We start from the raw sequence: 17,195 nt of genomic DNA, 5'->3' as shown, positions 1-17,195 counted from the left end.
CGCTCCTGGGAGCGCGCGGGCTGTAGATGTCGATCGAAGCTGAATTACTGCTTCTGCTCTTCCGCAGGCACGCCAGGCGTCGTTTCGGAAGGAGCTGCTTCCGGCGCGGCGGGCGCTGCTTCAGGAGCAGCGGGAGCGGCTTCCGGCTCGGCAGGTGCAGCGGCTTCAGGCGCAGCAGGCGCTTCAGTGGCGGGTGCCATTTCAGACGTTGCGGGCGCCATGCCTTCGGGCGCAGGAGCTTTATTCGTCAGCTTGTAGCCGACCAGCAAAACCACTGCGATCACGATGACGGCGATAATGACTTTCACGGTATTGGACATTGTTTTTCCTCTTACCCAGTGTTCTCAGGCCGGTGGGTTGTAGCGGCTGGACGCAGTCGTCTGCTCCTGCCAGGGCCCCAGCGAATCCCGGGTTCCCCCAGGGGGATGCTAGTCGAATGACAGCGAAGCGCCACTGTGAAACGTCGAATGCATCACCTTTTATTGCTCCAAAGACACCATGAGCACACCGTTCGTTCATAAAATTCAACGCTACCAGAGAATTAGAGGACGGCAAGCCTTGCTCGCAGCCGCCACGGCGCGCTAATTAAAAGGTAACAAAAGTGCCCCGCCTGCGATCATCCGGGTGCGCAAATGAACCCAGCATCACGAGGAAAGCCCATGGTCAAGGAACTGACGCATTTCATTGGCGGCAAGCATGTGAAAGGCACGAGCGGCCGTTTTCTCGATGTGACGAACCCCAATACGGGTGAAGTGACGGCGAAGACGCCACTTGCGGCGACGGCGGAGCTTCGTGCCGCCGTTGACGTTGCGGCAAGGGCCTTTCCGGGCTGGGCGGCGACAAATCCGCAACGTCGCGCACGCGTGATGTTCGAGTTCAAGCGCTTGCTTGAAGCGAATATGGACGAGCTGGCGGCGATGCTTTCCGCCGAACACGGCAAGGTGCTGGCCGATGCGCGCGGTGACGTGCAGCGCGGTCTGGAAGTCATCGAGTTTGCCTGCGGAATTCCGCATTTGCAGAAGGGTGAATATACCGAAGGCGCAGGCCCCGGCATCGACATGTATTCGATGCGCCAGCCTCTCGGTGTCGTTGCCGGCATTACGCCGTTCAACTTTCCGGCCATGATTCCGATGTGGATGTTCGGCGTCGCGATTGCCTGCGGCAATACCTTCATCCTGAAGCCGTCTGAAAAAGATCCCTCGGTGCCGATCCGCCTTGGCGAATTGTTCCTCGAGGCGGGTGCGCCTGAAGGCGTGCTCAATGTCGTTAATGGCGACAAGGAAGCGGTCGATGCGATCCTGACCGATCCGACCATTCAGGCGGTGAGCTTTGTCGGCTCGTCGGCCATTGCGCAGTACATCTATGCAACCGGCGCGGCTCACGGCAAGCGCGTGCAGGCGATGGGCGGCGCGAAGAACCACGCCATCATCATGCCGGATGCCGACATGGATCAGGTCGTGAACGATCTCATCGGTTCGGCTTACGGTTCGGCGGGCGAACGCTGCATGGCATTGCCGGTTGCCGTGCCTGTCGGCGACGAGACGGCGGAGCGCCTGATCGAGAAACTTATCCCTCGTGTGCAGGCACTCAAGATCGGCACGTCGACGGACCCGGAAAGCGATTACGGCCCGCTGGTCAGCCGCGCGCATCTCGACAAGGTCAAAGGCTATATCGATCTTGCCGTCAAAGAGGGTGCGAAGCTCCTCATCGACGGACGCGGCTTCAAGCTGCAGGGCTACGAGAACGGTTTCTTCCTCGGCGGTTGCCTGTTCGACAATGTGACGCCGGACATGGAAACATATCGCGAGGAAATCTTCGGGCCTGTTCTCCAGATCGTTCGTGCAAAGACGTTTGAAGAAGCAGCCGAGCTGCCGACGAAGCATCAATATGGCAATGGCGTTGCGATCTTCACGCGCGACGGCGATGCGGCACGCAGCTTTGCCAGCCGCGTTCAGGTCGGCATGGTCGGCATCAACGTGCCGATCCCGGTGCCGCTCGCCTATCACACCTTCGGCGGCTGGAAGCGTTCGGCCTTTGGCGACACGAACCAGCACGGCACCGAGGGCGTCAAGTTCTGGACCAAGATCAAGACGGTGACGTCCCGCTGGCCCACGGGCCTCAAGGAGGGCTCGTCCTTCGTCATCCCCACAATGGGATAAGTTTTCCTTTGCTGCGATGCCAAATGGCGCTTCCCACGGGGAGCGCCATTTGCTTTTCTGTTTTCTCAGACTGGTGGGAGACGGAAATGAGCCTTGATGGAAGCGCACTCGACCTCGACACTTATTTTGCGCGGATCGGCTATCGAGGTTCGCGGGCGCCGACGCTGGAGACATTGCGCGCCCTTCATTTTTCTCATGCGACTACGATCCCTTTTGAAAATCTCGACGTGCTCGCGGGCAAGACGCCGCTTCTCGATCTCGCTCCGGTGGTGCGGAAGCTCGTTGATGAGCGGCGTGGCGGTTACTGCTTCGAGCTGAACATGCTGTTTTCAGGCGTATTGAAGGCACTTGGTTTTCGCGTCACCGATCTCATAGGCCGCGTGCGCTGGAAGTCGCCCGCCGACATCGTCTCGGCGCGCAGCCACCGCGTCGTGCACGTCGACCTGCCGGAGGGCCCGTTCATCGCCGATATCGCATTTGGCGGCCTCACCATGACGGGGCCGCTGAAGTTTGAGGTCGATATCGAGCAGCCGACGCCGCATGAGACATATCGCATCCTGCGCCGGGGACAGGATTTCGAACTGCAGGCAAAGCTCGGGGAGGACTGGGTCAGCATCTACAGCTTCTCGCTCGAGCCCCAGGCGCCGGTCGATTACGAGGTGTCGAACTGGTTTACGGCGACCCATCCGAATTCGATCTTCGTCCAGCATCTGATCGTCGCGCGGCCCGCGGTCGACCGTCGTCACGCGCTGCTCAATACCGGCCTCACGATCCGCCATAAGGATGGTCGCGTCGAAACCAGACAGCTTGCCAGTGTCGACGAAATTGCCGTCGCACTCCGCGACTATTTCGGCATTTCGCTCAGCGAAGACCAGAAGGCGGCATCTCTCGCCCCTCATTTCGCGCGATGGAAGACAATGGTGGTTTAGGTCTGGCGTAAATTTTCAGGATGAACTGATCCCGGTTTCAAGCTATGCCGTCAGTCTCGGTATGGCCTTCGACGCATCGGTTCGTGATGTTCGCAATACGTTCCATCTCCCGCGCGACCTGACAAATGAGCGAAGGCCCTCTTTTTTTCTATCGCGCGAAAATTTCCAGCGGCGAGATTGCCGAGGACGCAGCGCAGGCGCGCGCGGCGCAGCGGCTGCAGCATCTGCATGATGAACTCGCCGACTGGCAGCCCGGCAAGAAGGTCGGCGCATTCGCTGCGTTCGGCTTTGGCCGCCCGGTTACGCCCCCTGAAGGCGTTTACATCTGGGGTGGCGTCGGGCGCGGCAAGTCGATGCTGATGGATCTTTTCTTCGACCATGCGCCTTGTGCCCGCAAACGCCGCGTTCATTTTCATGCCTTCATGCAGGAGACGCATGAGCGCATTTTCGATTGGCGACAGCGCGAGAAGGCGGGCGAAGTAAAGGGCGGCGACCCGATTCCGCCGGTGGCTGAAGCGGTTGCGAAGGAAGCCGCGCTTCTCTGTTTCGATGAGTTTCAGGTGCAGGATATTGCCGACGCCTCGATCCTCGGGCGGTTGTTCACACAGCTTTTCGATCTCGGCGTCGTCGTTGTCGCGACGTCGAATATCGCGCCTGACAATCTCTATGCGGGCGGTCTCAATCGGCAGCGGTTGCTGCCCTTCATTGCGCTGGTCAAGGAGCGCATGGATGTCGTGCATCTGGACAGCGCGACGGACTATCGGCTCGACCGCATCAAGGGTTTGCCGGTCTATTACACGCCAGCGGATGCCGCCGCGCGGGCAAATCTCGATACGGCCTTTCTGAACCTGACGGACAAGGCTCACGGCGAGCCGCAGACGCTTGCGCTCAAGGGGCGTGCCGTTCATGTCCCGCAAGCGGCGCATGGCGTCGCCCGCTTTTCCTTTGAGGATCTGTGCGCAAGGCCGCTTGGCGCTGCAGACTATCTCAAGATCGCGCAGAGCTTTCATACGGTTCTCATCGACAATGTGCCGGTCATGACACCGGAGCGGCGCAATGAGGCCAAGCGCTTCGTCACCCTCGTCGATGCGCTTTACGAGGCGAAGACGAAACTCATTCTGTCCGCCGCAGCCGCACCGGCCTCGCTTTATCCCAAGGGCGATGGCGCTTTCGCGTTTGAGCGCACCGTTTCGCGGCTGATGGAAATGCAGAGCGCCGATTATCTGAGCCTTCGCGCCGCCGACTAAGCAGCCTTGTTTCAGGTGCGGCCTTGACTCGTTTCTACGTTTCCATATATATCGAAATATGGAAACAGGAACCGCCATCGCCGCGCTCAGCGCCCTTGCGCAGGAAACGCGCCTCTCGATTTTTCGCACGCTTGTGCGTGCCCATTCGCTGACGGAAGGCGAGGGCGGGCTTGCGGCAGGCGAGATCGGCGAAGCGCTCGATGTGCCGCCTGCAACCCTCTCGTTTCATCTGAAAGAGATGTCGTATGCGGGCCTCGTCACCTCACGGCGTGAAGGCCGTTCGATCATCTACAAGGCCGATCTATCCATGATGCGCGGGCTGACCGAATTTCTGCTGGAAGATTGCTGTCAGGGCGCTTGCGGCGCTGTCGGCACCCGTCAACGCAAGAAGGAGTGTGCTTGATGAAGAGATTGCATGTGAGCCTCGGCACCGCCGATCTTGAAAAATCGGTCGCCTTTTACTCGACGCTGTTCGGCGCGGAGCCGTCCGTGCGCCGTCCGGGCTATGCGAAATGGATGCTCGACGATCCGCGCGTCAATTTCGTTGTCGAAAATCAATCCGGCGAGATCGGCTTTTCCCATGCGGGTATTCAGGTCGAAAGTCAGGACGAGCTTGGCGAAATCTTCGACCGCATGAAACAGGCGGAAGCGCCTTATCTGCCTGAAGGCGTCACCACCTGCTGCTACGCAAAGTCCGAAAAGAGCTGGACGGCGGACCCGGATGGCGTGCGCTGGGAAGCCTTCTACACTTTTCACCAGATGGACGAGTTCGGCACCGGGCCGATGCTTCAGAAGCTCGACATGGGCGACGATGCGTCCGCTTGCGGCTGTTCGGCACCGCAAGCCGAAGCGCCGAAAGTTGAAGTGGCTGCGTCTTCCGGTTGCTGCGCCGGGTAACGAAGGTTGAGCTCCATGAGCATTCCCGCGGCACCGCTGACAACGCCGAACGCCTGGCTCGGTGAAGAATTGCAGGATCGCTCCGACTGGATCGAGGTTCTGAGCGCCGCGGATATTGCCGAGTTGCGCGATGCGCTCAAGGCCGCGCGCGCCACGGGCCGCGACATCTATGACTGGACGCGGAAGGATTTTCCGCTGCCGGGTCTGGGGCCGCGCATTGCGGGCTGGCTTGCGGAACTCGAACACGGGCGCGGCTTTATTCTGCTTCGCGGTTTCCCCGTTGCCGAATACAGCAAGGAAGATTGCGCGGGCGTCTATTGGGGGCTTGGGCTCCATATGGGGCGCGCCATTTCGCAGAACACAGATGGCGATCTTCTTGGCCATGTGCGCGACACCGGCGTCGATCCGAAGACCTATGGCGTCCGTCTTTACAAGACGCGGGCCGAGCAGGATTTTCATACCGATGCCGCAGACGTTATCGGTCTTTTCTGTTTGCGCGCGGCAAAGGCGGGCGGCGTCAGCCGGATCGTGAGTTCGGTTTCGATCTTCAACGAGATGCTGCGTCAGCGTCCCGATCTTGTGCCGGCGCTTTTCCAGAGCTTTCCTTTCGACACGCAAGGTCAGCACAGGCCGGGCGAGCGCGCCTGGTTCCCATTGCAGCTTTGCCGTTTCACCGACGGGCAGCTTCAGACGTTTTTTGTCCCCTGGTATATCCGCGAAAGCCAGCAGCATGCCGATGCGCCGAGGCTGACACCGGCGCAAGAGGGCGTCATCGCCTTTATCGAGAAGACGGCGAACGATCCGTGCTTCTATCTCGACATGCATTTCGAGCCGGGCGATATCCAGTTTCTCAAGAATGCGTCGGTGCTTCACAAGCGCACGGAATATGAGGATTTCGATGAGCCGGATATGAAGCGGCATCTGCTTCGCTTGTGGCTAGTCGATCCAATATTTTCTGGTGGAGATGAATTGCTGCGCAAGGGCGTCGAGCGCATTGCAGATACCGTTGCGTCGCAAGTGAAGCTGGAGCAGTCAAATTGAGCGGCGCGGAGCGGAGCTACAATGTTCTCTTTCTCTGCACGGGAAATTCGGCGCGCAGTATTCTCGCAGAAGCCTATATGAATGCGCGCGGAGGCACGCGGTTTCATGCCTTCAGCGCGGGAAGCAATCCCGCAGGCCGCGTCAATCCTTATGCCATCGAGCTTCTGGCGTCGGCGCAGATTCCAGTCGAGGGTTTGCGCTCCAAGGCATGGGATGAATTCGCGCGGCCCGGCGCATCGCATATGGATTTCGTTTTTACGGTTTGCGACAACGCGGCGGGCGAGGTCTGTCCGATCTGGCCGGGTCAGCCGATGACGGCGCATTGGCCTTTTGAAGATCCCGCAGCATTTGCCGGTTCGCCGGATGCGATACGGCGGAAGTTTGTTGATGTCTTTCTGCAAATTCGCAGACGCATCGATCTTTTCCTGAACCTGCCGATCCGCAGTCTCGATGAGCTGGCGTTGAAGCGCAAACTTGTCGAATTGGGGCAAAACATGGCCGGTGCGGATTGATGGAAACCGTGACGGAGGCGCCGCGCCTCGGCTTTCTCGACCGGTATCTGACGGGGTGGATTTTTGCGGCGATGGCGCTTGGCGTGGTGCTCGGCGTATTTGCCCCCGGGCTTCCTGTCGCTCTCGACGCGCTTTCCATCGGCTCGACCAATATTCCCATTGCCATCGGTCTTGTGCTGATGATGTATCCGCCGCTTGCTCGCGTGCGCTATGAGGAGTTGCCGCGCGTCTTTGAAGATCGAAAGGTGCTGCTTCTGTCGCTCGTGCAGAACTGGCTTATCGGCCCGGTTCTGATGTTTGCACTGGCGATTATTTTCCTTCGCGATGAACCGGCCTATATGACGGGCCTTATCCTTATCGGGCTGGCGCGTTGCATCGCCATGGTGATCGTGTGGAACCAGCTTGCGCGCGGCAGCGCGGAATATGTCGCGGGCCTCGTCGCCTTCAACAGCGTCTTCCAGCTTCTCTTCTTCGGTGCCTATGCATGGTTCTTCCTCGTGTTCCTGCCGCCTCTGTTTGGAATTGAGGAGCAGGTGATTGCGGTGAGCTTCAGCACCATTGCGAGCGCGGTTGCGATCTATCTGGGGTTGCCATTCGCGGCGGGCTATCTGACGCGGCGCTTCCTGCGGCCGCGCATTGGTGCGCAACGCTATGATGAAGAGTTTATGCCGCGTATCGCGCCGATGACGCTTGTTGCGCTTCTTTTCACCATTCTTGTGATGTTTGCGCTGAAGGGCGATGCGGTCTTCGCCCTGCCGCTCGACGTGCTGCGGATCGCGGTGCCGCTTGCTCTTTATTTCGTCATCATGTTTGCCGTGAGCTTCGGCATGGGCCGCCTCATCGGTGCGGATTATCCCCGCACCGTGTCGCTATCCTTCACGGCCGCGAGCAATAATTTCGAGTTGGCGATTGCGGTTGCGATTGCGGCTTTTGGCATCGCCTCGCCGGTTGCTTTCGCCACCATTATCGGCCCGCTTGTCGAGGTGCCGGTTCTCATCGCGCTTGTCGGCGTCGCTCTGCGTTGGCGGAAGCGGTGGTTCGCAACGAGTGCAGCGGACTGATGGTCGTTTCTTCTATTTCTTGCGGGCCAGCGTTACGCCGTCGCCGATGGTGAGCATTGCGGCATCGACGCGGGTATCGTTTGCGATCTTGATGTTGAGCGCGCGTAACGCCACGGTGTCGGCGTCCGTTGCGGCCGGGTCTGTGACGGCGCCCGACCAGAGCACATTGTCGATGGCGATCAGCCCGTTGGGGCGCAGCAATTTCAGGCAGGCTTCGTAGTAGGCGTCATAGCCCGTCTTGTCGGCATCGATGAATGCGAAATCGAATGTGCCCTGCTTGCCATGGCCGATCAGCCCTTCGAGCGTTTCGAGGGCCGGTGCAAGTTTCAGCTCGATGCGGTTTTCGAGCCCGCTGTCTTTCCAGTAGCGCCGTGCGATTGAGGTCCATTCTTCACTGACATCGCAGCAAATGAGTTTGCCGTCGTCCGGCAAGGCGCGGGCGATGGCAAGGGCGCTGTAGCCGGTGAAGGTGCCGATCTCGATGGCATTTCTTGCGCCGATCGAGCGGACGAGGAGGGTGAGGAATGCGCCCTGATCGGGCGCGATCTGCATTCCGGCGAAGGGGAGCTTCTGCGTTTCGATGCGCAGCGCCTTCTGGGCTTTCGTTTCGCTCGTAGCGAGGCTGTTCACATAGGCGTCGATTTTTTCCGGCAGAAAAGAGCGGGCCATGTCGGATTCCTTTCTTCAACTGCGTTCAACGGTTGCGGCGGCTGTGTCGATAGCTTTTGCGATGGTCGCTATTTCCTCCGCCGTGAGCGGGCCGCGCTCCAGGCGCAGTTCGAAAGCGGTGCGGAAGTTTTGCATCGCGCGGAGGATCTCCGGTGCGAGCCCGCCGCCGAAGGTGCGGCGCGCCTTGTCCATACGCTGAAACAGGGCCTCGACCGTCCCCTTGTTATCATTCAGGAAGGTCTGGCCTTCGCTTGTCACGGTATAGAGCTTTTTCGAGCCGCCGCCGGGCGCGACGGTGGCAAAGCCCTGATCTTCCAGCAGTGTCAGCGTCGGATAGACGACGCCCGGGCTCGGCGTATAGGTGCCCCCGAAGCTCTCCTCAATGGCTTTGATGATGTCGTAGCCGTGGCGCGGCTCGTCGGCGATCAGCTTCAGGATGACGAAGCGCAGGTCGCCTTGTTCGAAGGCGCGGCGGCGTCCGCCGTGGCGCGTGCCGAGGCCGAGTGCGTGGCGACCTCGTCCCCAGATCTTGTGGCCATGTTCGTGCCGGTGGCCTCTGAAATGTCTGAACATGATGCGGTCTCCGAGTTACTTAGATATATCGAAATAAAAGATATATCTAAGTAACTCGGAGTCAAGACGACTCTTTGCGGAGGAGGCGCGCGAAAGGTCGCCGGGGCGGCGGCTTGTTCAGCAATGTCAGTGGGAATTGGGTATCCGGCTCAGAGGCCGAAATAGTCGCTGCGGCTCGGGCGGGCGCCGATTTTGACCTTTTCCGGGGAGGGGATGACCAAAGCGAGTTTTTCGGTCGCGCCGTCGGTCAGGCTTCCGCGCATATGCAGCTCATAGGAAAAAGACGAACCGAAAGTCGCCGAAAGCATGCCGAAAGACAGCATGGGGGCTTCCACGGTCGGGCTTTTCTTGCGAGCTATTTCCAGCGAGAAATCTTCCGCGGCGCGGCGGTCGACAGGCGCGAAGCCCAGGACTTCAGGGTCGAGCTTTGCAGCGGCGACCTTTGTTTCCGTGCCGGTATCGCTCTTGTCCAGATAGGCGATGACGCCCTGGAAGTCGTCTTTTGCGGCGACGGAGTTTGGCTCTTCGCAGAAGGAGCGGCCGTTGCGCAGCAGCGTTTCAAGGAAACGGCAGTCCTTGCCGGTGACGATTGAAACGGCGTGTTCGGTGATGTCGCGGCCCGTCATGATCGTGGCGCTGAGGCCTGCGAGCGAGAAGACCTGGGCGGCGGTGAGGCCCGCAATCATTGGTGCGGCGCAGCCTCCGAGGCTTGCGAGGCCCAGAATTATCGTCGCGGACAAGGCACGGCGCGTAACGCCACGAGGGAATTGCACCGACATATCTACGCCCCCCTTTTACTCAACCCGGGCAATGGATCCGGTCTGGAACCTTCGCCCGTCGGTGGTTCACGGCCCCGCCAACCACCTGTTGGCTCATCCGGCTACCCTTTATTAAGCACATTCCGATGAAGGCTTGATTAAGGGCGGCGCGGTACTGTGCCAATTTGAGAGGGTGCGTTATGGCGGCCTCTCCGTCAACATGATGTGAAATTCTTGGTTAAGGTCGGCGCGCTGTTCATTGCGGTTGGCCGAGATTCGCGCTACTAGCTCCCCAGATTTCACCCAATGGAGCGCACGCGCGTCCAGCCGGCCGCAGAAGTGCCCCCCAGACTTAAAGAGGCTTCTCACATGGCGCGGAAGAAAATCGCACTCATTGGCGGCGGCCAGATTGGCGGCACGCTTGCACTTCTCGCAGGGCTCAAGGAGCTCGGCGATATCGTAATTTTCGACATTGCTGAAGGTCTTCCGCAGGGCAAGGCGCTCGATCTCGCCCAGGCTTCGCCGGTCGAGGGCTACAATGCGGCGCTTTCGGGCGCCAATGACTACAAGGGCATCAAGGGCGCCGACGTCGTCATCGTGACGGCTGGCGTGCCGCGCAAGCCCGGCATGAGCCGCGACGATCTGCTCGGCATCAACCTCAAGGTGATGGCGCAGGTCGGCGAAGGTATTGCGAAATATGCGCCGAATGCATTCGTCATCTGCATCACCAACCCGCTCGACGCGATGGTCTGGGCGCTGCGCCAGTTCTCCGGTCTGCCGCATAACAAGGTTGTCGGCATGGCGGGCGTTCTCGACAGCGCGCGCTTCCGCTATTTCCTCGCCGAAGAGTTCAAGGTGTCGGTCGAAGACGTGACGGCCTTCGTGCTTGGCGGCCATGGCGACACGATGGTGCCGCTGCCGCGCTATTCGACGGTTGCGGGCATTCCGCTTCCCGATCTCGTCAAGATGGGCTGGACGACGAAGGAAAAGCTCGACGCGATCATCCAGCGCACGCGCGATGGCGGTGCGGAAATCGTCGGCTTGCTGAAGACCGGCTCGGCATTTTATGCGCCGGCAGCTTCGGGCATTGCGATGGCGGAATCCTACCTCAACGACCAGAAGCGGGTTATGCCCTGCGCGGCCTATCTGAACGGCGAATATGGCCAGAAGGATATCTATGTCGGCGTGCCGGTCGTGATCGGTGCGGGCGGCGTCGAGCGCATCGTCGAGATCGAGCTGAACGCGACCGAGAAGAAGGCGTTCCAGAAGTCGGTCGACTCGGTCGCCGGTCTCGTTGCCGCTTGCAAGAAGATCGATCCGAGCGTTGCCAAGGGCGCTGCCGGTAAGGCGAAGAAGTAAGATCGAGGCTTTTTGAGCCTTTTCTGCGAGAGATTGAGCGGACGGCGAGCGATCGCCGTCCGCTTTTGTTTGTGCGCGCCCGTTTTTTGATTTAATGTTTCTCATTAATTGTATCCGGGAGGGGATAAAATGAGGCGCATTGGATTGAGGTCGCTGTCGCTCGTCGTTCTGGCTTTGCTCGTTATCCTCGGTGGCGCGCTGGCGGTTCTCTGGACCGTGCCGTCGCTTCAGGATGCGGTGATGAAGCGGACCGCATTCAACCGGCTGGCGCGCGGGGACAATGCCAAGCTGCTGACGGACAATGCGCTGCATATCTTTTTGTGCGGGACGGGTTCGCCCATGCCCGACACCTCGCGCGCCAATGCCTGCACGGCGGTGATGGCGGGCGGGCATATCGTGATCATCGATGTGGGGCCGGGCTCATGGTCGCGGATCGTTGCGGGGCGCTTGCCTGCCGGAGCGATCAACACGATTTTGCTGACGCATCTTCATTCCGATCATATTGGCGCGCTTGGCGAATTTGCGGTGCAGAGCTGGATCGGCGGGCGCGATGTGCCGCTGGAGGTGACGGGGCCTGCGCGACCCGAGGTTGCCGATCCGAAGGCGGAGGGCCATACGGAGGGCACGGCGGCGCTGGTCGCAGGATTTGCCGCAGCCTATGACGCGGATGCGGGTTATCGCCTATCTCATCATGGTACGGATTATCTGGCGCTGAAAGGCACTGGAATGATCGCGCATGAAATTCCGACGCCGCCCCGCGATGTGCTGGTGCCGGTATTCGACAAGGACGGTTTGAAGATTTCCGCCTTCCTCGTCGATCATCATCCGGTCGAGCCGTCTTATGGATATCGTGTGGAATATCAGGGCCGCGTCGCAATCATCAGCGGGGACACGAAGAAGACCGAAAGCGTTGCGCGGTTTTCAAAGGATGCCGATCTTCTCGTGCATGAGGCGCTCAATCACGAGATGTCCAATCTGATCAGTCAGGCGCTTGTCGAGACGGGCGACAAGCGTCGCGCGAAGATGGTGCATGACACGCTCGGCTATCATACGTCGCCGGTGGAAGCGGCGGAGATTGCGCGCGACGCGAATGTGCGGCTGCTTGTCTTCACGCATATCGTGCCGCCGCTGCCCAATGCGCTTGCGCGGCACATGTTCATGCGCGGCGTTGCAGAGGCGCGTGGCAAGGGCGATACGCTGCTCGGCTATGACGGGCTGATGATTACGCTGCCGGGCGGTTCGACGGCGATCGAGACGTCGGATCTGAAGTGAGGGCGATGGGTGAGGGAAGGTGGGTCCCGGGAACGAGTCCCGGGACGACGCCGAGTTCGAGGTGAGGTTCTGCGCTAAATCTCGAATGGCGTTGGCGCTTGCAATGACGGAAGAAAATCCGTTACTGCACCTTGGTCGGTTCCAGTCGGGATTCATGCGCGAGCGCGGTTGAGGGAGATGTGCGTTGTGGCCAGATGTCGGTGTCGGGCATGTGGTACTGGTGCGCGTAGAACATGCGATGCGCGGTCTGTGTGAGGGCAGTCGCTTCCTTCACGGTTTCCGGGTCGGGCGTTTCGGGCGTCAGCGGCGCGAGGCCCGGTGTGAAGGAATATCCCAGCGTCGGGTTCTTTGGCTGAAGCACGACGACGTGGCCGGGGCGGCCATAGGCGATTGAAAAATTATGCGCCGCAGATATCCAGCCGCCACCTTCGGGCACCAGCGCCAGATCCTTGCCGAAGAAGGGGCTCACATATGAAAAGCCAAGTTTGCCGAGCAGCGTCGGGATGAGGTCGATTTGCGCACCGAGCGTCGTCACCGTTTGCGGTGCGATGTGTTTGGGCGCGTAGATGAGGACCGGGATGCGCATGTCTTGCAGCGGCACTTGCGCGGCGCCGTTTATCTTTTCGCTGTGGTCGGCGACGAAAACGAAAACCGTATTGTCGAACCACTTATGGGATTTCGCGCGCTCGACAAAATCGCCATAGGCCCAGTCCGCATAGCGCGCGGAATTTGCGCGGCCCGTCAATTCCGGATCGGACGTGACGTGCGTTTCGGGGAAGAGATAGGGGCGATGGTTTGAAACCGTCATCAGTGTAAGGAGGAACGGCTTTTTCTCTGCCGCCATTTCATCCATGCGCTGCAGGGCTTCTGTGTAGAGGTCTTCGTCCGATACGCCCCAGGCGGTGGTGAAGCTTTCATGGCGAATGTCCGACTGGTCCCATACCGGATCGAAGCCGATGCCCGACCAGAAGGCGCCCATATTGTCGAAGACGGCGCGGCCGCCATAGAGAATGGAGGTTTGATAGCCGAAGCTTTTCAGCAGGGAGGGCAGCGAATACATGCCAGGAGATTCGGGGCGACGCGCGGTCGAGATGCCGGGGATCGGCGCGAAGGCGGTTTCGGTCGCTTCGAGGCCGCGCACGGTACGGTCGCCGGAGGCGTAGATATTGGTGAAGAAGAGGCTTTCCTTCGACAGCTTGTCGAGGTGCGGCGTCAGTACCTTTCCGCCCTTGTTGTCGAGGACGGTGATGAATTTCGAGCCGAAGGATTCATTCGTGACGATGACGATGTTGAGTTTCTTCGGCGCGGTGCCGTTATCGACCCAGCGGCGAATGCTGCGGACATTTTCAGGATCGAGAAAAGTCGTATTGCTCTGCGCGACGAGTTTGCGCAGCGTGACGATGGCTTCGCTCTCATCCATCGTCGGATAGACGCCGTCATATTCCTGATCGTTGGTCAGTGCGGCTTCGATGAATGTGTCCCAGCCGTTTTCGGCAAGCTGGTTGAATTCGCGATTGGCGCTGACGGAAGCGGGCACTGTGTCGGCGAGCGACACCGCGACGATGAGGACGAGGACCGCCGCGCCGAGTTCCCGCAACCGCGCTCTCTTTGCGGGGATTGCGTCGAGCGCGTGCGCGATGGGCCGACGCAAGGCCCATGTCAGGGCAAGAGCGGCGGCGGCGACCATCGGCAGATAAAGCGCGATGTTGAACGACTGTTGCAGATTGCCGATCACCTCGCGCGGGAACATCAGATAGTAGAGCGCGATGCCGTTGAGCCTGCTGTCGAACTCGTCCCAGAAAAGCATTTCGGCAATGGCGCTGAAGAGCAGCAGGAAGAAGCCGAGCGCGATGATGGTGCGGATCGCGCCGCGACCGAATTTTTTCTCCCAGGCGCCGCCTCGCAGGTTGAGCAGCAGCATGAAGAAAAAGGCGAAGAGAAGGGCGACGCTCAAATCGCGCAAGGCGCCGCTTGCGAGTGCGGTCGCCAGATCGCCGAGGCTACGCTCGGCGGGCGGTGTGGTGAGCGCGGCCAGCAGCGCAAGGCGCAGCAGGGTGAAGACCGCGAAGGCGGCCCCGCCGAGAATAAGTGTCAGGCGCAAGCGGGCGCTTATGTCCGGCACGAAGCGGCGACGAATAGACTCAAATTTTTGCATGGCTGAACGAGCCGTTTGGCGGCTCTGCCTCTGTTACACAGTACCCCCGCAGCTTGCTGCCGCTCTCCCCGTCGCGGGACTGTAACATGAAAGCCACGTTTTGCCAGAAAGCTTGCGTGGCTTCGCGTTAATAAAAGAAGGGCCATTTTGCAGCATAATGCGGCGGTTGCGGGACGGGGGATGGCGGGTGGCCGACGCTGCGTCAGGGCTATGCCCATAATTTTATTGAGAGTTTTGTCAGTTATAAATGCCTCGAACTTCTGAATTGAGATTCAGCGTTTAGCGATTGCACCGGCGTTCTCGGGTGCTATAACTCGACCTGAACCGAAGTTTCATTGGGGGACGGCGCGGTTTCGGCGGCCCCATTCAGCCCGGACATTCCGAATGAATATTCACGAATATCAGGCCAAGGCCGTGCTTGCTAAATACGGCGTGCCTGTGCCTCGCGGCGGCGCGGCCTTCAGCCCCGACGAAGCCGTTACCCAGGCCAAATCGCTTGGCGGTCCTGTCTATGTCGTCAAGGCGCAGATCCATGCAGGCGGTCGCGGCAAGGGCGGCGGCGTCAAGGTCGTGAAGTCGATCGAGGATGTGAAGGCTGAAGCGACGCGCATGCTCGGCATGACGCTCGTCACGCATCAGACCGGGCCGGAAGGCAAGCTCGTCCAGCGCGTCTATGTCGAAGAAGGCTCGAACATCAAACGCGAGCTTTACCTCTCGATCCTCGTCGATCGCGAAACCTCGCGCGTGTCCTTCATCGCCTCGACCGAAGGCGGCATGGACATCGAGGAAGTGGCGCATAACACGCCTGAAAAAATCCTGAGCTTCTCGGTCGATCCGGCTGCCGGCATTCAGGCGTTTCACGGCCGCAAGATCGCTTATGCGCTCGGCCTCGAAGGCGACCAGGTGAAGCAGGGTGTTGAACTCATCACCAATCTCTACAAGGCCTTCACCGAAGAAGACATGAGCATGCTCGAGATCAATCCGCTCGTCGTGACGGGCGAGGGCAATCTCATCTGCCTCGACGCGAAGGTGAATTTCGACTCGAACGCGCTTTACCGTCACAAGGACATCGTGGCGCTGCGCGACCTGACGGAAGAAGATCCGGCGGAAGTCGAAGCGTCGAAGTATGACCTCAATTACATCAAGCTCGACGGCAAGATCGGCTGCATGGTCAATGGCGCAGGCCTTGCCATGGCGACGATGGACATCATCAAGCTTTATGGCTCCGAGCCTGCGAACTTCCTCGACGTGGGCGGCGGCGCAACCCGCGAGAAGGTGACGGAAGCCTTCAAGATCATTCTGTCGGACCCGAGCGTCGAAGGCATTCTGGTCAATATCTTCGGCGGCATCATGCGTTGCGACATCATCGCGGAAGGCGTCGTCGCCGCTGCGAAAGAGGTGAAGCTCAACGTGCCGCTGGTCGTGCGCCTCGAAGGCACGAATGTCGAACTCGGCAAGAAGATCATGGCCGAGTCCGGGCTTCCCATTATTTCCGCCGATAACCTCGCCGACGCGGCTGAGAAAATCGTCAAAGCCGTGAAGGAGGCCGCGTAAATGGCTGTGCTGATCGACAAGAACACGAAAGTCATCACCCAGGGCTTCACCGGCAAGCAGGGCACCTTCCATTCGGAACAGGCGATTGCCTATGGGACGAAGATGGTCGGCGGCACCTCGCCCGGCAAAGGCGGCTCGACGCATCTCGGCCTTCCCGTTTTCGACACGGTGGCCGAAGCGGTTGCGCGCACAGGCGCGACGGCTTCTGCGATCTATGTTCCGCCGCCGTTTGCGGCCGACGCCATTCTGGAAGCCATCGATGCGGGCATCGAGCTTGCCGTCTGCATCACCGAGGGCATTCCGGTTCTCGACATGGTGAAGGTGAAGCGCGCGCTTTCGGGCTCGAAGACGCGTCTCGTCGGGCCGAACTGCCCCGGCGTCATCACGCCCGGCGAATGCAAGATCGGCATCATGCCCGGCCACATTCACAAGCGCGGCTCGGTCGGCATTGTTTCCCGCTCGGGTACGCTTACATATGAGGCGGTTCACCAGACGACCGCTGTGGGTCTTGGTCAGACAACCTGCATCGGTATCGGCGGCGATCCCGTCAACGGCACCAACTTCATCGACTGCCTCGAACTCTTCCTCAACGATCCGGAGACGAAGTCGATCATCATGATCGGCGAAATCGGCGGCTCGGCGGAAGAAGACGCGGCAGAGTTCCTGAAGCAGTCCAAGGTGAAGAAGCCGGTCGTCGGCTTCATCGCCGGTGTGACCGCACCTCCCGGACGGCGGATGGGCCATGCTGGCGCCATCATCTCCGGCGGCAAGGGCGGCGCGGGCGACAAGATGGAGGCCATGCGTTCGGCCGGCATCCGGGTTGCCAGTTCGCCGGCAGCGCTCGGCACGACCCTCGTCGAGCTGCTCGCAGGACGTTGAGAATTTGCGGAATCCCCGCCAATGGGGTGGGGATTCCGCAAGAATTTTAAATGGCTTGTTGATGTTACGGATGTAGGATTCGTGCAGCGGCAAGCGTTGCATGCCTGACTTCACAAAGGAGACGCGGCAC

At 60.1% G+C, this 17,195-nt stretch carries 17 protein-coding genes; 12 read left to right on the top strand and 5 right to left on the bottom strand.

Going from position 1 to position 17,195, the window contains the following annotated elements; all coding sequences use genetic code 11:
* Positions 1-44: 44 nt before the first annotated feature.
* Positions 45-320, bottom strand: coding sequence for a hypothetical protein (locus tag WA943_RS01940; protein WP_424468147.1), 276 nt, complete (start codon positions 318-320; stop codon positions 45-47).
* A gap of 339 nt (positions 321-659) precedes the next feature.
* Here WA943_RS01940 and WA943_RS01935 point away from each other — a divergent pair, with 339 nt between their 5' ends.
* The 8 genes from WA943_RS01935 (at position 660) to arsB (ending at position 7,846) form a co-directional block, all read left to right on the top strand.
* Positions 660-2,159 (top strand): CoA-acylating methylmalonate-semialdehyde dehydrogenase, encoded by a 1,500-nt coding sequence (locus WA943_RS01935; protein WP_424468146.1) that lies wholly within the window; start codon positions 660-662, stop codon positions 2,157-2,159.
* 86 nt (positions 2,160-2,245) lie between these two features.
* Complete coding sequence (locus tag WA943_RS01930) at positions 2,246-3,088, top strand: arylamine N-acetyltransferase family protein (RefSeq protein WP_424468145.1); 843 nt, start codon at positions 2,246-2,248, stop codon at positions 3,086-3,088.
* A gap of 125 nt (positions 3,089-3,213) precedes the next feature.
* Positions 3,214-4,335 carry a cell division protein ZapE gene (gene zapE, locus WA943_RS01925; protein ID WP_424468144.1) on the top strand — a complete coding sequence of 374 codons (1,122 nt, stop codon included), beginning with the start codon at positions 3,214-3,216 and terminating at the stop codon, positions 4,333-4,335.
* Positions 4,336-4,393: 58 nt separating this feature from the next.
* Positions 4,394-4,738, top strand: coding sequence for an ArsR/SmtB family transcription factor (locus WA943_RS01920; RefSeq protein ID WP_424468143.1), 345 nt, complete (start codon positions 4,394-4,396; stop codon positions 4,736-4,738).
* Positions 4,738-5,232: an ArsI/CadI family heavy metal resistance metalloenzyme gene (locus WA943_RS01915; RefSeq protein WP_424468142.1), complete on the top strand. Its 495-nt coding sequence runs from the start codon at positions 4,738-4,740 to the stop codon at positions 5,230-5,232. The genes WA943_RS01920 and WA943_RS01915 overlap by 1 nt, the downstream gene beginning before the upstream one ends.
* Before the next feature lie 15 nt (positions 5,233-5,247).
* Complete coding sequence (locus WA943_RS01910) at positions 5,248-6,273, top strand: TauD/TfdA family dioxygenase (protein WP_424468141.1); 1,026 nt, start codon at positions 5,248-5,250, stop codon at positions 6,271-6,273.
* Positions 6,270-6,785, top strand: coding sequence for an arsenate reductase ArsC (locus WA943_RS01905; protein WP_424468140.1), 516 nt, complete (start codon positions 6,270-6,272; stop codon positions 6,783-6,785). Before WA943_RS01910 ends, WA943_RS01905 begins: the two co-directional genes overlap by 4 nt.
* Positions 6,785-7,846, top strand: coding sequence for an ACR3 family arsenite efflux transporter (arsB, locus tag WA943_RS01900; RefSeq protein WP_424468139.1), 1,062 nt, complete (start codon positions 6,785-6,787; stop codon positions 7,844-7,846). Before WA943_RS01905 ends, arsB begins: the two co-directional genes overlap by 1 nt.
* A gap of 12 nt (positions 7,847-7,858) precedes the next feature.
* Here arsB and WA943_RS01895 read toward each other — a convergent pair whose 3' ends face one another.
* The 3 genes from WA943_RS01895 to WA943_RS01885 all read right to left on the bottom strand — a co-directional run bounded on the left by WA943_RS01895 (position 7,859) and on the right by WA943_RS01885 (position 9,867).
* A complete protein-coding gene (locus WA943_RS01895; RefSeq protein WP_424468138.1) occupies positions 7,859-8,515 on the bottom strand; it encodes an O-methyltransferase in 657 nt (218 codons plus the stop codon).
* A 15-nt stretch (positions 8,516-8,530) separates the two neighbouring features.
* The gene (locus tag WA943_RS01890; protein ID WP_424468137.1) at positions 8,531-9,088 is read right to left on the bottom strand and encodes a PadR family transcriptional regulator; all 558 of its coding nucleotides are present in this window, start codon (positions 9,086-9,088) and stop codon (positions 8,531-8,533) included.
* A 149-nt stretch (positions 9,089-9,237) separates the two neighbouring features.
* Positions 9,238-9,867 carry a hypothetical protein gene (locus WA943_RS01885; RefSeq protein WP_424468136.1) on the bottom strand — a complete coding sequence of 210 codons (630 nt, stop codon included), beginning with the start codon at positions 9,865-9,867 and terminating at the stop codon, positions 9,238-9,240.
* Positions 9,868-10,215: 348 nt separating this feature from the next.
* On the opposite strand from WA943_RS01885, the gene mdh reads away from it, so the two are divergent.
* Positions 10,216-11,205 (top strand): malate dehydrogenase, encoded by a 990-nt coding sequence (gene mdh, locus WA943_RS01880; protein ID WP_424468135.1) that lies wholly within the window; start codon positions 10,216-10,218, stop codon positions 11,203-11,205.
* Positions 11,206-11,334: 129 nt separating this feature from the next.
* The gene (locus WA943_RS01875) at positions 11,335-12,477 is read left to right on the top strand and encodes an MBL fold metallo-hydrolase (RefSeq protein WP_424468134.1); all 1,143 of its coding nucleotides are present in this window, start codon (positions 11,335-11,337) and stop codon (positions 12,475-12,477) included.
* Positions 12,478-12,598: 121 nt separating this feature from the next.
* Here the strand turns inward: WA943_RS01875 and WA943_RS01870 are convergent, their stop codons facing one another.
* Complete coding sequence (locus tag WA943_RS01870; protein WP_424468133.1) at positions 12,599-14,632, bottom strand: LTA synthase family protein; 2,034 nt, start codon at positions 14,630-14,632, stop codon at positions 12,599-12,601.
* 384 nt (positions 14,633-15,016) lie between these two features.
* On the opposite strand from WA943_RS01870, the gene sucC reads away from it, so the two are divergent.
* Both sucC and sucD read left to right on the top strand, forming a co-directional pair.
* Positions 15,017-16,186 (top strand): ADP-forming succinate--CoA ligase subunit beta, encoded by a 1,170-nt coding sequence (sucC, locus tag WA943_RS01865; RefSeq protein WP_424468132.1) that lies wholly within the window; start codon positions 15,017-15,019, stop codon positions 16,184-16,186.
* Positions 16,187-17,065 carry a succinate--CoA ligase subunit alpha gene (sucD, locus tag WA943_RS01860; RefSeq protein WP_424468131.1) on the top strand — a complete coding sequence of 293 codons (879 nt, stop codon included), beginning with the start codon at positions 16,187-16,189 and terminating at the stop codon, positions 17,063-17,065.
* Positions 17,066-17,195 lie beyond the last annotated feature (130 nt).

The organism is Parvibaculum sp., from assembly GCF_049651025.1.
Lineage (GTDB): Bacteria > Pseudomonadota > Alphaproteobacteria > Parvibaculales > Parvibaculaceae > Parvibaculum.
This window is presented reverse-complemented; position numbering and strand designations above follow the sequence as displayed.